At 43.0% G+C, this 14,594-nt stretch carries 16 protein-coding genes; 4 read left to right on the top strand and 12 right to left on the bottom strand.

Annotation, left to right across the window (positions count from 1 at the left end; all coding sequences use genetic code 11):
• Positions 1-59: 59 nt before the first annotated feature.
• Both ACFQV5_RS04850 and ACFQV5_RS04845 read right to left on the bottom strand, forming a co-directional pair.
• Positions 60-992, bottom strand: coding sequence for a COX15/CtaA family protein (locus tag ACFQV5_RS04850; protein ID WP_379244506.1), 933 nt, complete (start codon positions 990-992; stop codon positions 60-62).
• Between the two features lie 180 nt (positions 993-1,172).
• Positions 1,173-1,517: a thioredoxin family protein gene (locus ACFQV5_RS04845; RefSeq protein ID WP_379244197.1), complete on the bottom strand. Its 345-nt coding sequence runs from the start codon at positions 1,515-1,517 to the stop codon at positions 1,173-1,175.
• Between the two features lie 120 nt (positions 1,518-1,637).
• Here ACFQV5_RS04845 and ACFQV5_RS04840 point away from each other — a divergent pair, with 120 nt between their 5' ends.
• Positions 1,638-2,990, top strand: coding sequence for a DUF2515 family protein (locus ACFQV5_RS04840; protein ID WP_379244195.1), 1,353 nt, complete (start codon positions 1,638-1,640; stop codon positions 2,988-2,990).
• A gap of 99 nt (positions 2,991-3,089) precedes the next feature.
• On the opposite strand, the gene ACFQV5_RS04835 is transcribed toward ACFQV5_RS04840, so the two are convergent.
• The 6 genes from ACFQV5_RS04835 to ACFQV5_RS04810 form a co-directional block, all read right to left on the bottom strand.
• Complete coding sequence (locus ACFQV5_RS04835) at positions 3,090-4,715, bottom strand: putative polysaccharide biosynthesis protein (protein WP_379244193.1); 1,626 nt, start codon at positions 4,713-4,715, stop codon at positions 3,090-3,092.
• A gap of 50 nt (positions 4,716-4,765) precedes the next feature.
• The gene (locus ACFQV5_RS04830; protein ID WP_379244191.1) at positions 4,766-5,245 is read right to left on the bottom strand and encodes a DUF456 domain-containing protein; all 480 of its coding nucleotides are present in this window, start codon (positions 5,243-5,245) and stop codon (positions 4,766-4,768) included.
• A 9-nt stretch (positions 5,246-5,254) separates the two neighbouring features.
• The gene (locus ACFQV5_RS04825) at positions 5,255-6,001 is read right to left on the bottom strand and encodes a Cof-type HAD-IIB family hydrolase (RefSeq protein WP_379244189.1); all 747 of its coding nucleotides are present in this window, start codon (positions 5,999-6,001) and stop codon (positions 5,255-5,257) included.
• 219 nt (positions 6,002-6,220) lie between these two features.
• The gene (locus tag ACFQV5_RS04820) at positions 6,221-8,290 is read right to left on the bottom strand and encodes a peptidoglycan D,D-transpeptidase FtsI family protein (protein ID WP_379244187.1); all 2,070 of its coding nucleotides are present in this window, start codon (positions 8,288-8,290) and stop codon (positions 6,221-6,223) included.
• Positions 8,291-8,405: 115 nt separating this feature from the next.
• Positions 8,406-9,563 (bottom strand): transglutaminase domain-containing protein, encoded by a 1,158-nt coding sequence (locus tag ACFQV5_RS04815; RefSeq protein WP_379244185.1) that lies wholly within the window; start codon positions 9,561-9,563, stop codon positions 8,406-8,408.
• Between the two features lie 30 nt (positions 9,564-9,593).
• A complete protein-coding gene (locus tag ACFQV5_RS04810; RefSeq protein WP_379244183.1) occupies positions 9,594-10,037 on the bottom strand; it encodes a hypothetical protein in 444 nt (147 codons plus the stop codon).
• A gap of 182 nt (positions 10,038-10,219) precedes the next feature.
• On the opposite strand from ACFQV5_RS04810, the gene ACFQV5_RS04805 reads away from it, so the two are divergent.
• The gene (locus ACFQV5_RS04805; protein WP_379244181.1) at positions 10,220-11,371 is read left to right on the top strand and encodes an MFS transporter; all 1,152 of its coding nucleotides are present in this window, start codon (positions 10,220-10,222) and stop codon (positions 11,369-11,371) included.
• 106 nt (positions 11,372-11,477) lie between these two features.
• Here ACFQV5_RS04805 and ACFQV5_RS04800 read toward each other — a convergent pair whose 3' ends face one another.
• On the bottom strand, positions 11,478-11,621 hold the full coding sequence (locus ACFQV5_RS04800; RefSeq protein WP_379244179.1) for a hypothetical protein: 144 nt from the start codon (positions 11,619-11,621) through the stop codon (positions 11,478-11,480).
• A 156-nt stretch (positions 11,622-11,777) separates the two neighbouring features.
• Here ACFQV5_RS04800 and ACFQV5_RS04795 point away from each other — a divergent pair, with 156 nt between their 5' ends.
• Positions 11,778-12,125: a toprim domain-containing protein gene (locus tag ACFQV5_RS04795; protein WP_379244177.1), complete on the top strand. Its 348-nt coding sequence runs from the start codon at positions 11,778-11,780 to the stop codon at positions 12,123-12,125.
• Positions 12,126-12,186: 61 nt separating this feature from the next.
• Here the strand turns inward: ACFQV5_RS04795 and ACFQV5_RS04790 are convergent, their stop codons facing one another.
• From ACFQV5_RS04790 to ACFQV5_RS04780, 3 genes are all read right to left on the bottom strand, one after another.
• Positions 12,187-12,804, bottom strand: a complete 618-nt coding sequence (locus tag ACFQV5_RS04790; RefSeq protein ID WP_379244175.1) for an SCO family protein — start codon at positions 12,802-12,804, stop codon at positions 12,187-12,189.
• 55 nt (positions 12,805-12,859) lie between these two features.
• The gene (gene cyoE, locus ACFQV5_RS04785; RefSeq protein WP_379244173.1) at positions 12,860-13,798 is read right to left on the bottom strand and encodes a heme o synthase; all 939 of its coding nucleotides are present in this window, start codon (positions 13,796-13,798) and stop codon (positions 12,860-12,862) included.
• 278 nt (positions 13,799-14,076) lie between these two features.
• The gene (locus ACFQV5_RS04780) at positions 14,077-14,298 is read right to left on the bottom strand and encodes an alpha/beta-type small acid-soluble spore protein (RefSeq protein ID WP_208917820.1); all 222 of its coding nucleotides are present in this window, start codon (positions 14,296-14,298) and stop codon (positions 14,077-14,079) included.
• 122 nt (positions 14,299-14,420) lie between these two features.
• Between ACFQV5_RS04780 and ACFQV5_RS04775 the strand changes: the two genes are divergently transcribed.
• Complete coding sequence (locus ACFQV5_RS04775) at positions 14,421-14,588, top strand: hypothetical protein (RefSeq protein ID WP_379244171.1); 168 nt, start codon at positions 14,421-14,423, stop codon at positions 14,586-14,588.
• Positions 14,589-14,594: the final 6 nt, after the last annotated feature.

The raw sequence follows: 14,594 nt of genomic DNA, 5'->3' as shown, positions 1-14,594 counted from the left end.
ACAAATGTCGTGGATTTTGTGAATTGAAATTATGTTGTATGAAATGATTCATATTGGGTTTATTTCGATACAGGCTTACTCAACTGCCATACTCTCACACTTAAATAACATAACACTCCGAACAAGCCGGATATGAGCAGCGTATGTCCTAAGGCTGCAAAAATATACAATTCGTCGTTATGGAGCGTTGCCATCAGCAATGGACCACTTAAGACTTGCATCAGACAGAGAATGACTGCTGTGATACCGAGCATCTGTATTTCACGATTATTTCGATTTCTCCAGAAAGCAAAATGCCCCATGATTGCTACCAGCAGTAGTAGAAGGGCTGCTGCCACCCTATGCATAAATGCAATCCCTACTCCACCTGAAAGCTCAGGTATAATTTCGCCATTGCATAGAGGCCAACCTGAACACCCTTCTCGTGAATCGGTATGACTGACAAATGCACCTATGTATACAACGATATATGAATAAATGGTTGTGCCCCAAACCAAGTTACGGAACGACTTACTCACCCGCGGCAAGTTTTCAAGTTTTGAGAGGTCTTTGGCCTGCTCAATTCTGCGCATCGCCAGCGCAAGCATGACAGAGCTCGCAAACGCAATGAGAGAAAATCCAAAATGTAATGCCATTACAGCAGCGGATTGTGGCACAAGAACTGCCATTGCTCCCATAATAGCCTGAAGAACGACAAATATCGCAGTCAAGACTGCATATGTAACAAGATCGCGCCGTGTACGTTTAAACATCCAGAAGGCTATCAATGAGGCTAATGCGGCTAAACCAGCCAATCCGCTCACAGCTCGGTGAGAATATTCGATCATCGATGACAACGTGTATGCAGGAATAAATTTTCCGTTACACAGTGGCCACTCCTGCCCACAACCCATACCAGAATCGGTCTTAGTTACAACCATGCCACCAAAGGTTGCACAGAACATGATTAAACATGTGAGGTAACTAAGCCATTTTAATTGTTTATCATTCACCATTTTCACCTGCTGCCCGTATTCATAATATATCAATCTTTGTCACAACTTATTACTAATAATATACAGTTCAATATGTATTATAACTGATTCATCCCCTCCGGTCATAGACCGATTGTGACAAAATGTTCAAAAATTAAAACACCGCTGACCTTGATCAAGGCGAGCGGTGTGATATTTTTACTTGTGGATCGAGTTATATACCTCTAAAGCGCGATCAAGAAAAGACTCAATCTCTTCCCGTGACTTGCGAAGTTTATTTACAAAACGGACCAGTTCACGACCATCTGTGTATGCTACGAAACTTGGTATACCCAGAATGTTTTGCTGCTGGCTTACGTCGCCTACCTGTTCAACATCGACTTCAACCAATGTTAATCGATCGGAATATTTAGTCTCTACTTCTGGCATAAACGGATCGATGAATCTACAATCAACGCACCAATCTGCCTTAAATACAGCTATCGTCAATCTTGGAGATTGAATAGATACCTGAAACTCTGCTTCTGAAGTAATCTTTTCCAAGAGAATCTCCCCTTCCGTCTGAATTCGTTCATCCTAAGTAGAGCAAAATGTTGAGTGGAAGTCAAATTTTAAAGGCATACTGACTTTAGGTTCACTGACATTTAGGAAAGAAGGTGCCTTATGAGCCATTCCGAAGATTGTAATACTCGCCAGCGATCCATCTGGTCGTTGCTGCGTTCTATTCCTCGGGCAGCTTCCGAAGCTATCAGCGGCTTTACTGCTTCTTGGACAGCATCCAGTGAGCTCAGGCGACGCCGAAAAACTCTAACTTGGAATGAAGGTGCAACAAGAAGTATCTCGCGTCTGCTTGATAAGACAGCCGAGGGCTGCCAGCGGGAACGCTACGGTCAAACCATGAAATTAGAACCTATACCTAAGGATCCTTCGGATGGAAACGAATTAGATTTATCCGAACCTGAACTTCAACTTGTGAAACAAATTCATGAAGCCGTAGCCGATGCTAATCTAAGTAATATAACACGAACACGTGCATATCTAGATCTTTACAGGGAATATCCCGAAATACACTGGGCATTTCTTGCTCACATGGTGTCAAGAAATGGTGGCTGGAATATGTCAGACATTAAGAGTGGGCTCATGTCTGACTTAACCGACAACGACTTTAAATATCACTTGTACCGTTTTCTTGAGCGCTGCAATGCTCTTATATTTCAGGATGCTTACCCACAATTGCTTCTATATAAACACAGCAAGCAAATGGAACGGAGCTATTTTCATCTGCTTCCCTATTTTCATGTCTCGGCATTTATGACTCCGTTCTGGGATCGATTTTGGATCGATCGGAACAGCAGCCTGTTGTCTGTCGCCTTAATTATTAATGAACAAAATTATATAGAAGATCGTGTCGTACAACATCCTTATTTTCGTAAACATGTTCTAGATCATCCTTCTTTTCGACTACATGAGCTTATGCGATTGAATCAAATTATCTTCCCACTGGGTGAAGTTCAGTGTAAAGGTAATCTATTCAAAGACCGAATTCTCCCTCTTCGGCCCTTAGTTGGTATGAGCTTAAGTCATTTTAACAGTCTATCGAGTCGAATTAAGATCGGTAAATCGCTGTATGCCATGTTATTCGGTTATGAGGATATTTATCAAGGTGTTCTTCAGTTTGCTCTGAGCACTCCCCATTTGGGGTCCCGTGCAGAATACTGGCCAGCATTATTTACCACCAAACCTGATCAAGCTATGAACTCTCTTGAAGAAAGCAATGAATTATTGCAATCTGAATGGCTACCAGTCAATCACCGTCTGTACAGCCCTTTACTCGAGAGCGTATGGCATGATACCGAATATGAGCCTATTCCCCGCTTTGATTGGTTCCAGGAGCCCACAATGCTGCGCCATTTAAGTAAGCCTATCCGGCCATTCCTTGTTGATATGACCCATGCACATCGGTCTGGGCTCGAACGAATCGCTTTTACTCACGATATGGACATACGTCTAAGCTAAGAATTTATTAGATACGTTCTGAAATGATGAAAGCTTACCCATACAATAAAACGGTTCTCCTTTAAAGGAGAACCGTTTTATTGTCATTATAATGAGATCCTAACCACGTTCGCGTAAGCGTGATGGCTGAAGACGCATGAGTGGGCGGAACAGCTTTTGCAACAACCGTGGATAGCTCGAAAGCTCTGACTGTCGCAGTACACCGAGCATGATAAGAAGAACTAAATAGATAACCACAACGACTGCCCCAACCAATAAACAAGTAATAAAGAAGGCAATCCGAGCCGGTATATAGTCTACCAGTTGGTTTCCTAATTGATTCACTACATATCCCGTACCTACAGACACCAGCACCGTAATAATAAAGCCTGTCCAGCGTGAACCCAGGATAGAGAACGGAACAATCGCTTTAATCGCACGTAAGTTAAGTGCCGTAATGACAAGGAAACAAAGTGACGTTGCACCGATAATCCCGTATATCCCGAATAACGGAGCAAGCAGCACACTTGCAACCAGCTTGATAATAATACCAATCATAACGTGAACCATAGAAATCTTAGCTTTTCCGATCCCAAGCAAGATAGATCCAGATGTCATCATAGTAATTTGGAATATTGTCCCGAAGGTGAGCATCGCAATAATCCCGCTGCCATTAAGAGAGCTAAACAGCAGACCATTAACGGAGTATGATGCAGATACCAAAGCGAGAACAATAGGCATCCCTGTCAAAATAGATATTTTGAGCGCAAGCGTTACTTGGCGCTGTAAATGATCCTGATCTTTTCTGGCAAAGGCAGCAGAAATAATAGGTATCAAAGATTGACTAAGTGCAATGGCTAGGATTGGAGGGATACCTGCTATACTTTGAGCTCGTGTACCCAACACCGCAAGAGCTGCTGTAGCCTCTTCAGCACCTATTTCACCGGTTAATAGCGGCTTAACGATCGAACCATCAATAAAATTGATAGCAGGAACGGCAAGAGATGATAGCACGATTGGAATCGACAAAGTAAAGATGGCTTTGTAAATTCCGCCAAGTGGTATCGACTTATCAGGTCCAGGCAGCTTTAGTTCACGATCTTGACGACGTAGCTTCATCGCAAAAAAGATCATTACACCAAATGCAGCTACACTTCCCAGCACTCCACCGAAAGAAGCACCCGCTGCTACCCAGGTATCATCATAGCCCATGCGCACGAGAATATATGCAAGCCCAATCCCCGTTAAGACACGAGCAATTTGCTCAACGATTTGCGATACTCCACCTGCGGTCATAAAGTTTCTTCCCTGAAAATAACCGCGCATCATTGCAATTGTTGGGAAGAGTAACAATGCTGGTGCCAAAGCCTGAATAGCCGCTGCTGATTCAGGCACCTCTGCGACATAGGTAGCGTAATACGGCGCTACGAAATACAGCAAGAGCGTCATGACAACCCCAGCACCAGCGGAAAAGAAGAGTGCCGCCTGGTAAATTCGTTTTGCTTCTGATGGTTTATTCAATGCATACCGTTCAGACACCATTTTACTAAGTGTGCTTGGTATACCTGCCGTTGCCAGAGCCAACAGCATTAAATACACATTATTGGCAATCGTAAAGGAAGCATCCCCTACGTTATTAAGCAAATGCTCCAGCGGTATCCGCTGAGCCAATCCCAATACTCTGGCCACCAATGCAGCTGCGGCAAGTATGATTGTACCTCTGATGAAAGTCTCTTTCTTTGACAAGTAAGTACCCTTCTTTCTTCCAATAGGCGACCACTAATGCAGTTTACGCCTTAAAAAATCCAAATAAAGAATATAATAATCATGGCAAGCTGCAGAACGATTTTAACGACGATGCTACTAAACAGACCGAGCACCGATCCCAATCCTACTTTAACCGATTTTCCAGGATTAGATCCAGCCAAGATCTCACCAATAAATGCTCCGATGAATGGCCCGATAATCAGACCAAAGGCCGGAATAACAAATGGACCCACAATCAAACCAATGGTACTTCCCCAGATGGAAGCTTTGGATCCACCTAGTTTCTTAACTCCCCAAGCATTTACTGCGTAATCGGCAATAAACAGAACGATCAAGATCAATGTCTGAATAATCCAGAACATGGTGCTATAATGCTCAAACGTAAAGAACCAGCCATAAACGAACAATGCTAAATAAATGGCTACTACACCCGGTAGAATCGGATAAATAGCCCCGGCCATTCCGACCACGAATAGTGCAATAACGATAATCCAACCTAGTATATCCACGCTAAACGATCACTCCCCGCACAAAATATAATCGCGAATAACCTGGACAATACCGTCATCGTTGTTGCTTGCTACGACTACATCTGCCTCATCCTTGACGGTCTGCTGTGCATTTCCCATAGCAACACCCAAACCAGCCTGTTGAATAGCCGCTAAATCATTAAGGCTATCACCTACAGCGACTACCTGAGACATTTGAAGTCCAAGAAGCTCACAAACTTGCTTAATCCCCTCTGCCTTGTTGATACCCTTTGGATTAATCTCGAAATTATATGGTGATGAATTGGTAATCTCAAGACCATCCAGTTCTTGAAGTTTCATTAGAATATGATGACGCACATCATCATTATCATTATGATAACCAAACTTCAACCATTCTTGATTTTCGATATCGCCCGTCCATGTTTCCCTGTTATATAACGTATCCACCGTATACGCCCAAAACCACGAGTCAGTTTCTTCTGCAATAGCATGCATTTTTCGAACGAGTTCTACATCAAGCAATGCCCGGCGGTATAAATCATATGGTGCACGCCATACTTCACTACCATTCACCGTAATCATCGGGGTTGTAAGTTCCAGTTGCTGAGCGTAAGGATATGCACTCGAAAATGCACGACCTGTAGACAAGCATACATGAACTCCATGACGAACTGCCTCTTTAATCCATTTCACAGTTTCCGAAGAAATTTCGTTATCATCCTGAAGCAATGTCCCGTCCATATCCAATGCCAGTAGCTTATATTTATGATTCATGACTTTATCCCCCTCTAGGTCTGATCTCTTGTTTAAACATAACGCCATTTTACCACAAACCTTTTCACCCTTACACTCGGACCTATCAGAAACGATTACTTTGCCTTTTACCAACTGATAAAGGAGTGATTACTGTCCGATAAAAACCTGTTTATCTCAAAATAAAAGCAGGCCAGGATCAAGTCCCAACCTGCTTTTTAGTTTTTGTAACCTAGAGATTTATTCTGTACTTCCAGCATCACTTGCATTCTCATCGCTAGTTTCAGTGTTTTTAGGATGCGGCGTGCCGTCTAAACCGTATACTTCATCGTACGCATCAAAGATTTTACGAGCTACAGGTGCAGCACTATAAGCACCAAATCCACCTTCTGGGATAATAACAGCTACTGCGAGTTTCGGATTTTCCCTTGGAGCGAACCCGATAAATACCCCGTTATCGGTTTGGATTCTCTTGCCGTTGATGTATACATCCTGCTGGGATGTACCTGTCTTACGAGCAAAATCATAACCGAAGTCAGCAAATGAAGGCACTTGTGTGTTCATCCCCTTGATAACTTCATCCCAGTACTCATCAGGGAACGTCACTTCATTTAGAACTTCACGTTCAAATTTCTTAACGACGTTACCTTCCTGATCCTTGATTTCGCTAACCAACTGCGGTTTGATACGGACTCCACGATTAGCGAGTGTTGTGGCATACTGTGCCAATTGCATCGTGGAATATTTACCTGATTGGCCAAACGAAGCAAAGGCCAATGCAGCGAGCGGACTACCCGCTTGCTCAATATTGGTGTATTCGATCGTACCTAGAAATTCACCTGGAAGCCCAACTTCCGTAGAAACGCCAAGTCCGAATTCCTTCATGTATTTATCCCATACATTTATACCCTCGGCACCGTATTTATTGAACAGCTGTTTACCCACCATATCAATCATAAAGGCGTTAGAGGAGTTTTGAAGCGCAAGTGCTGGGTCAATCAATCCAAAAGCTTTCGACTGTGAGTTACGAACTTTCGTTTTATCTCCACCAAATTCCGCATACCCTTTGTCATAATAATAACTATTCACACCGAAAAATCCTTCGTTCAGTCCAATCAGAACGCTTAAAGGCTTTACCGTAGAACCAAGCAGCAGAACGGACTCCAAATTGTTAGCAGAACGGCCCGAGCTATAAGGACTGATTGTACCATTTCCCATGGAGGAAGTGACCTTATCCCATTCCTCTTGATCAGCCCCATCCTTCCATACGTTCGGGTCATAGTCAGGAATACTTACCATAGCAACAATGTTACCAGTATCTACTTCCATCGCAACGGCATAACCCGTTTTTGCATCTTGGTGAGTTCGACCCGAGAATGGAGTGGTACGTAGCCATTCCAGCTGATCCACTACCGCTTGCTCTGCTTTCATTTGAATTTCTTTATGAATGGTAGTGTATACATCATTCCCCTTCTCAGGTGCAACAAGGGTTGGCGTACCATCAATCATATTTTGCGGATTGATCGGAATACTCATGTACCCATTCTTCCCACGAAGTTCATCCTGGAACATCATTTCCAAACCATCGTACCCAACCCATTCAGTTTCCGTATATTTCAGACCCGGGTCCTTCTGGTCCTTATTCGCTTCGTCAATTTCCTTATATTTCTCTTTAGTCTTAGCACCTTTAAACTCTTTCAAGTACCCAATCGTTTGCACGGCCACAGTATCCTCATCATAATACCGCACATTCTCTTCAACGATCTCTACACCTGGAAAATCATCTTTATTCTCAATAAAGTAAGCAACTTCATCATCCGTGAGTTCTCCCTTGATTCTCCGTGGTTCATACCCACCCTGTTTCTTAGAATCAAGATCCAGTCTCTCGATAATATCTTCCACAGTCAGCTCTTCAGCATCTGCAGCGCCATGCTTCTCAAACACCTCATACATTTTCTCGGCAAATGCTTCAATCTCAGGAAGATTCTCTCTCCCTTTCTCCGTCTGACTGTTATAGTTCTTGAGCAGCGTAACATAAAGCGCGTTGGAAGGCTTAGAGTAAGCCAGCGGTGTACCCGATGCATCAATGATGCTTCCACGGATCGGCTGCAGCGGAAAGTTCTTCGTCCGCCCACCCGTTTCCTGCTCCGTCAGTTCAGGACCTTCCACGAACTGCAAGAACGCAAGTCGGACAATGATGACACAAAATATAATAAACGTACTGAAAAAGAACAAGTTAATCCTTAGATTAAATTGACTCCCGGCATCTCCTTCATCCTGCTTCCGTTTGTCCGATTTAAAACCTTTCAAAGTTGTCTTCTCTCCTTTGTTCACTTTCACATAAAATCATCTTAACATAAACCTTATTCATGATTCATCTTTCCACAAAGTGACATAGCTAATTTACGGGTTTCTAGCCTCATCGCTAAAAACTCAGTACATGCTCTTTGATATGTGTTTCATTAAATCGAGGTGAGTTAAACCAGTTCCCGCTTTGCGCCCACGTTGGGTCAAGCGGTATCCACTGCTGTTTCTCACGCAAGTAAACCTCATTCCAAGCATGAGGTCCGTAACTGCCCTGGCCGTCGTATCCCCGTCCTGTAACGACACGAACCTTTAAATCTTGGGATCGAGCCATCATAGCATAAAGTCTAGCATAATCGATGCACACACCGGATCTTGTATCATAGGTATCCTGAGGGGTTTGTTCACGCCAAATCCTCTGCTCTTCGTACAATTTAACTTTATCATAATCATAAGAGACCCTTGTTCCAACCCAATCATAAAGTTTACGAGCCTTTTCCTCGTCTGTTTCTGCTCCCTTTACAACATGAGCAGCAGTCTGCTCAATTCCTTCTGGAATCGCGTGATCCACAACCTCATACTTCTGTTGCATAATTCCATTTAGTTCTTCTTGAACAGACTGAGTAAATACAGGCAATTTTTCTCGAATCAGAGAACCGGATAGAGGCTCGATAACCGCCTGTGCTCCTTGTTTATATACTGGAGATGACTCTACATAACGACTGAATGAATGATCAGGATAAAGACTAACCCATATAAAAAGGATCGCAATAACGATAATTCCTCGTACAGCCCCCATCACCACACCAATTCCTGCTCCGGCCATACGACTAGCAACTGTTGCTGGCTTCTCATCTCTAGAACCAAACAATCCCAGTCGCCCTCCTATCGTCAACGACACCAACAGACGAAGGATAAATATAATCAGACTATAACTGATCATAAAGAGAACCCCAAAGCGAAGTAGTGGAAAATCCGCCATGGAATTCACAAATGTATAGTATATTTGCTCCCCTAATTTAAGTTCTCGATCGGGAATCCGACTACCTAACGATTCAAGCCACACAGATACTTTTGGAGACAGCCAAAGCGTAAATGGAACAGACATAGCTATACTGACTATCCGAAGTATAGCTCCCCCAATAAAAAAGGTAAGCTTCCCTACAGAACGAGAAGCTCCGCGATTCCAGCCTTGTATTAAAGAAAAGGCTACTATACACAGTAGCAGGATGGTAACACCGTTACCTTCCCGCAGACTGTCGTTCCATGCTGATATCATAGGAACCCCTCCTTCCTGCTGACTAGCTTCTTAGCTGTTATTATTTTTCTTTGCTTGTCCAATGAACTCCTGAATGGTTTCGTTCATATCCCATTTACCTACCGGTAAACCTTTGAAATTCACTTCCACTTCGGTTGATCCACTCTTTCCCTTGAGTTCAAGATTCGGAGTTTTGACCGTAAATGTCCCATCACCGTTTGATGTATATTTTGCTTCTTTTGCTTCTTTCATCATGATGTTCATAGCTTCGGATTTAACGGTGTCAACTGCTTCGTTCTTCACTGTGGTCACTACATCACCAATCTGGTCCAAGGAGATACCACTGTAGATGATCAATCCCCCGACTATAAGAACTACTAGCGCCCACTTAATAACTGTTTTGACTAAGTTAATCACAATAAACAGCACGATCAAAGCAACAACAATTACCAGCCAATTTTGCTTTAGAAATTCCAACCATACCTGTGCATCCATAATCCTTCGCCCCTATCCATTTCACTGTCTGCGACAAACTTAAACCGTTCCTTTAGATTATACATGATTCCCCTTCTCAGTGTCAGCAAGACCTCTTTCCAAGAAATTAAGGTATAAGCTTGGCATCTTAGGCGTACAAGTAGAACATAACCTGTCTTAAATACGGGGTAGGAGGTGCTTATTTGAAAACAGCGATTTGGTTGTACATGTTCTTGTTTCTTGCCTTCTTTGATCTGCATGCCCAGTATCCGGTTCTCACACCGTTCGCCATTTCGCTCGGTGCCGCTCCAACATTCATCGGATGGATGATGGGCATTTACGCCTTAACTCATCTTCCAGGCAATTTGCTTGCCGGAAGATTAATTGATAAAAAAGGGAGCCGGCGTTATATCATCTTCAGTTTGACTGCCGCTGGTGTGATACTGTTGCTGCAAGCACATGTGCAGATGCCCTGGCAGTTGCTTGTTCTCCGTTCGATCAGTGGCTTTGTACTAGCCTTTCTATCACCTGCTTGTCTTGCTCTTCTCGCTTCACTTTCTAAGGATCCCGTAACTCAGGGAAAATATATGTCGGGGCATGGCGTTATTCATACACTTGCTTCTGTGTTATCTCCAGCTGCGGGCGCGTTTATCGTGGCAAAAGTGGGGTTTTCAGGTACCTTTACAAGTTTGGGATGGGTGTTGATTTTCACGGGGATTATGGCTTATTTGACTATTCCCAAGCCTTCCACCCAGTCTTATTCACAACGTGCCGAAGAAGTTAAGCATGAAACAAGCGATCCATTTCCTTTCAGTCTACGTCTCTATCTTATTCCTTTTGCCATCGCATGTTCACAGGGTATTCTGTTCTTTGAAATCCCACTTCGGGCAAACGGGCAGGCGAGTATCATGTCTACGGGTCTTCTGTTTTCCTGTGTTAGTCTTGGCGCTTTAGTCACACTCAGTATGCTTTTCCTAAATCATTATTCTCCTGGCAAGAGAGTAGCAGCTGGCGTTCTCGGACTTGCACTTAGCTTTTACGCTCTGGCAGCGGTAGATCAACTTCCACTTGTCGTGATTTTATTTATGCTGGGCATAGCAAAAGGTCTTCTATTCCCTGCTCTTTCTTCCTTGTTCATTGAGCTTAGCGGAGGTGGGAGACTGGGGAGAGTGTTCTCTTATCAATCCATTGCTATGTCGATTGGCTCCTTTGTCGGCCCCATAACTGCAGGACAATTAAGAAATGTGATCTCGCCCTACTTCATTGCTTTTATCATGCTAATGATCATTCTTTTGCTTTTGCCACGTCCGAATAAAACTCAACCTATCGATACCCCAGCAGGGGTGAACCTTTAACAGCATCACAACTCTTCTTTCAGCCCAAAAAGTTCCAAGATAGGCCAAAACACAGTCCACCTGGGTATTTTCACATAGTATACAATGTGGCAAATGACCACTACGATTAAATAAGGAGTGAAGACAAATGAGTCACGTCCATAAACAATGTTGTAAACCAATGGTTAATCCTTGTTCTTCTGTAGGTCTGATTCTGGTACTCTACATTTTGTTGGTTATCATCCTCTCCACCTTCTGCTAAAATAATCACCCTATACGGCGGCCTTCCTCAGAAGGCCGTTTTCTTTTTTGCATGAAGTCCAGCTTACAAGTTAAACTATATATAACTCAGATCCACATAACTCAACTTAAACATTTCCCGGGGAATTTCGATGTTGCATGCCGTATTATGACAGAGGTGACACATATGTCGATATTCATTATCGTAGAAGGCAAAAACGACCGAAGCAGGCTTCGTCGATTGGTAACTCCTGATATTACAATTCTTTGCACGTTCGGAACACTAAACACACTTAAGCTGGATTCTTTATATAAGCAGGTTAAAGATCAAGAAGTGTATCTGTTTATGGATAATGATAGTTCCGGCAAAAAAATCCGTGGAGCATTGCGCGATGTTTTTCCAGATGCCACACATATTTACACACGACGGGGATATGCTGGAGTTGAGGGCACACCGGATGAATATCTGATCGCTCAACTCGAAAAGGCGGGTCTCGAGGAATTTATTATTTATCCTCCTCCAGTCCCTTACTAAAATATTGACAGAATAAAAAAGCGTTTGAACCATCAACAAAACGGTTCAAACGCTTTTTATTCTATTCTTTCGCCAAAGCTTTGGCATCTTTCACAATCTCTTCGATCTGTACAGTATCAGGATCCCCAGCATTGTACATTTTTCGGATATTGTTCTCCCGGTCGACCAAAGCTATATAATTGCCGTGGGTAAAATTAGTCGAATCCTTGCCCAGTAGCGGAATTTTAAATGAACCTTGCATCAGATCACGAGTTTTTTCCTGATCACCACGAAGGAAATACCATCCGCTGTAATCAGCAAAGAAGCGATCACCGAATTCCTTTATTTTCTCACGTGTATCTGTGACGGGATCAAATGAGATGGAGACAAAACTTACATCTTTACCGAATGTACCATCCTTCTTCAGCTCATTCTGAACCTGGGATAGTAGAAATGTCGTTACAGGACAAACATCCGGGCAACTAGTAAAGTAAAAGTACATCAACCGCACTTTCCCCTTGGTATCATCCCTGCTTACTTTTTCCCCATCCACATTTTCCATCGTAAAGTCAGCAACCTGTCCAACAACAGGGAACTTACTTTTGCCTATTCCTAATGCATTATACACAAGAACCACTGCAGTGATTACACACACGATTAGCAGCAGCCAAGTCCATTTATACCGCTTGAACGACGTCATCGAAACTCGTTCTCCCTTCATCACCTATATTATATATATGGGATAGAACAGTCTATTAATGAACTGTGTCGAGAACGAGAACAATCAAACTCAACGTCAGATAGTTAATGGAGAACAAGAATACTTTTCTCGACCAAACTTCATCATCTTTTGCACGAAAACCTTTAATGGAAATGTACAACCAGGTGACAGATAGCAGCAGTGAGATAATAAGAAAGAAGATTCCGGTATATCCGTACACATACATCAAAATAGGCAACGGAACCAGCAATGCAACATAAGGAATCATTTGAATCTTAGTTCTTTTAATACCTTTCACTACCGGAAGCAACGGAAATCCAGCAGCACGGTAATCTTCAACTCGGCGAATACCTAGCGCCCAGAAATGAGGTGGCTGCCACAGGAACAGCAAAGCAAACAGCAACCAAGCGCCCATATCCACCGTTTGTGTAACAGCTACATATCCTATAACCGGTGGCATTGCTCCAGATATTGCACCTACAGACGTACTCCATGTTGAGCTGCGTTTAAGCCAAAGGGTGTAGATAACAACATATACGAACATACCAACGATACCAAATATACCAGCAAGTACACCGGAGAAAATAAACAGCATTGCTAGGCCAACAACACCTAAGATGATGGCGTACCACAATACCACTTTCGGTGTTAGGCGTCCTGTAGGAAGCGAGCGCTTGCGTGTCCGTTCCATCTTCATGTCTAGATCTCGGTCAAAATAATTGTTAAAAACACAAGACGAAGCCATAACTAATACGGTTCCGAGAAGTGTCATGATCATTAAACCAATTTGTATGTCCCACTGGGACGCAAGCCAAAATCCGGCAAAAGCCGCTATTAAGTTAGACCGGATGATCCCGGGTTTCGTCACAGCTATAAATTCTTTCCAGGTTCCCGTTTTTTCGGGCGGCTTAGATCTTGCGGAAGCAAGTGTAGCAGAATCTGAAGGAGCCTGGTAACTCATATGATTTTCCACGTTTCAACGTTCCTCCTTGTACTTTCGTTATGGAGGAAGTTTGCCTCCGCTATAAAGTTTATCATATCGGCATGAAAAAGTGTTGCCAAATCCTTCGTAATTCATTCTTTCAATATGACAATTCGGTGACATTCCATGTCGGTTTTTCGGCTTGACGTTTCCCCTTCCAGTAAGGCACAATTTGTCTAAGAATTACTGTTGACGTTTTAGGGTGTTTACATATCAAAAAGCCCGAAGCATCTCTGCTTCGAGCTAGACAAGACTTTATGAAAACGTAATTACGAGTTGCGTCCAGAAAGGGACTGTTCAGCGATTTGTACCAGACGTTTTGTGATATAACCACCAAGTGAGCCATTTTCACGGGAAGTATAATGACCCATGTATCCATCCTGTGGAATGGTAACGCCCAACTCTTGAGCAGCCTCCATTTTAAGCTGTTGCAGAGCTGCATTTGCTTGTGGTACTACCAGGTTATTACTGCGGGAACCTCTTTGTGCCATGTTAATCTAATCTCCCTTCACTGAATAGGTCTGTGTTCCAGTGCAAGCTTGCAAACTTATTATGTCTCGTTCTCGTAACCTTATACTATTTATTAAATTACAAAATACTGGAGGTTTTTTACATGAGCAAGGGGTTGTCACTTTGGTTTTCTATTTCATCCATCATATTGTTAACTGCCGCAGCCATTTCAATTAGTTATAATGCATTTATAGCAATTGCGTTCGCTATTTTATCCGTATTCAATATAGGCTGGGGCTTTATGATAAAAGCCAAAAAAAGACGCTCCTGACTTTGA

Origin of the sequence: Paenibacillus sp. GCM10028914, assembly GCF_042666275.1 — a bacterium.
Classification (GTDB): Bacteria; Bacillota; Bacilli; order Paenibacillales; family Paenibacillaceae; genus Paenibacillus_AQ.
The sequence above is the reverse complement of the archived record's forward strand: the minus strand, read 5'-3'. Positions and strand labels throughout refer to the sequence as shown.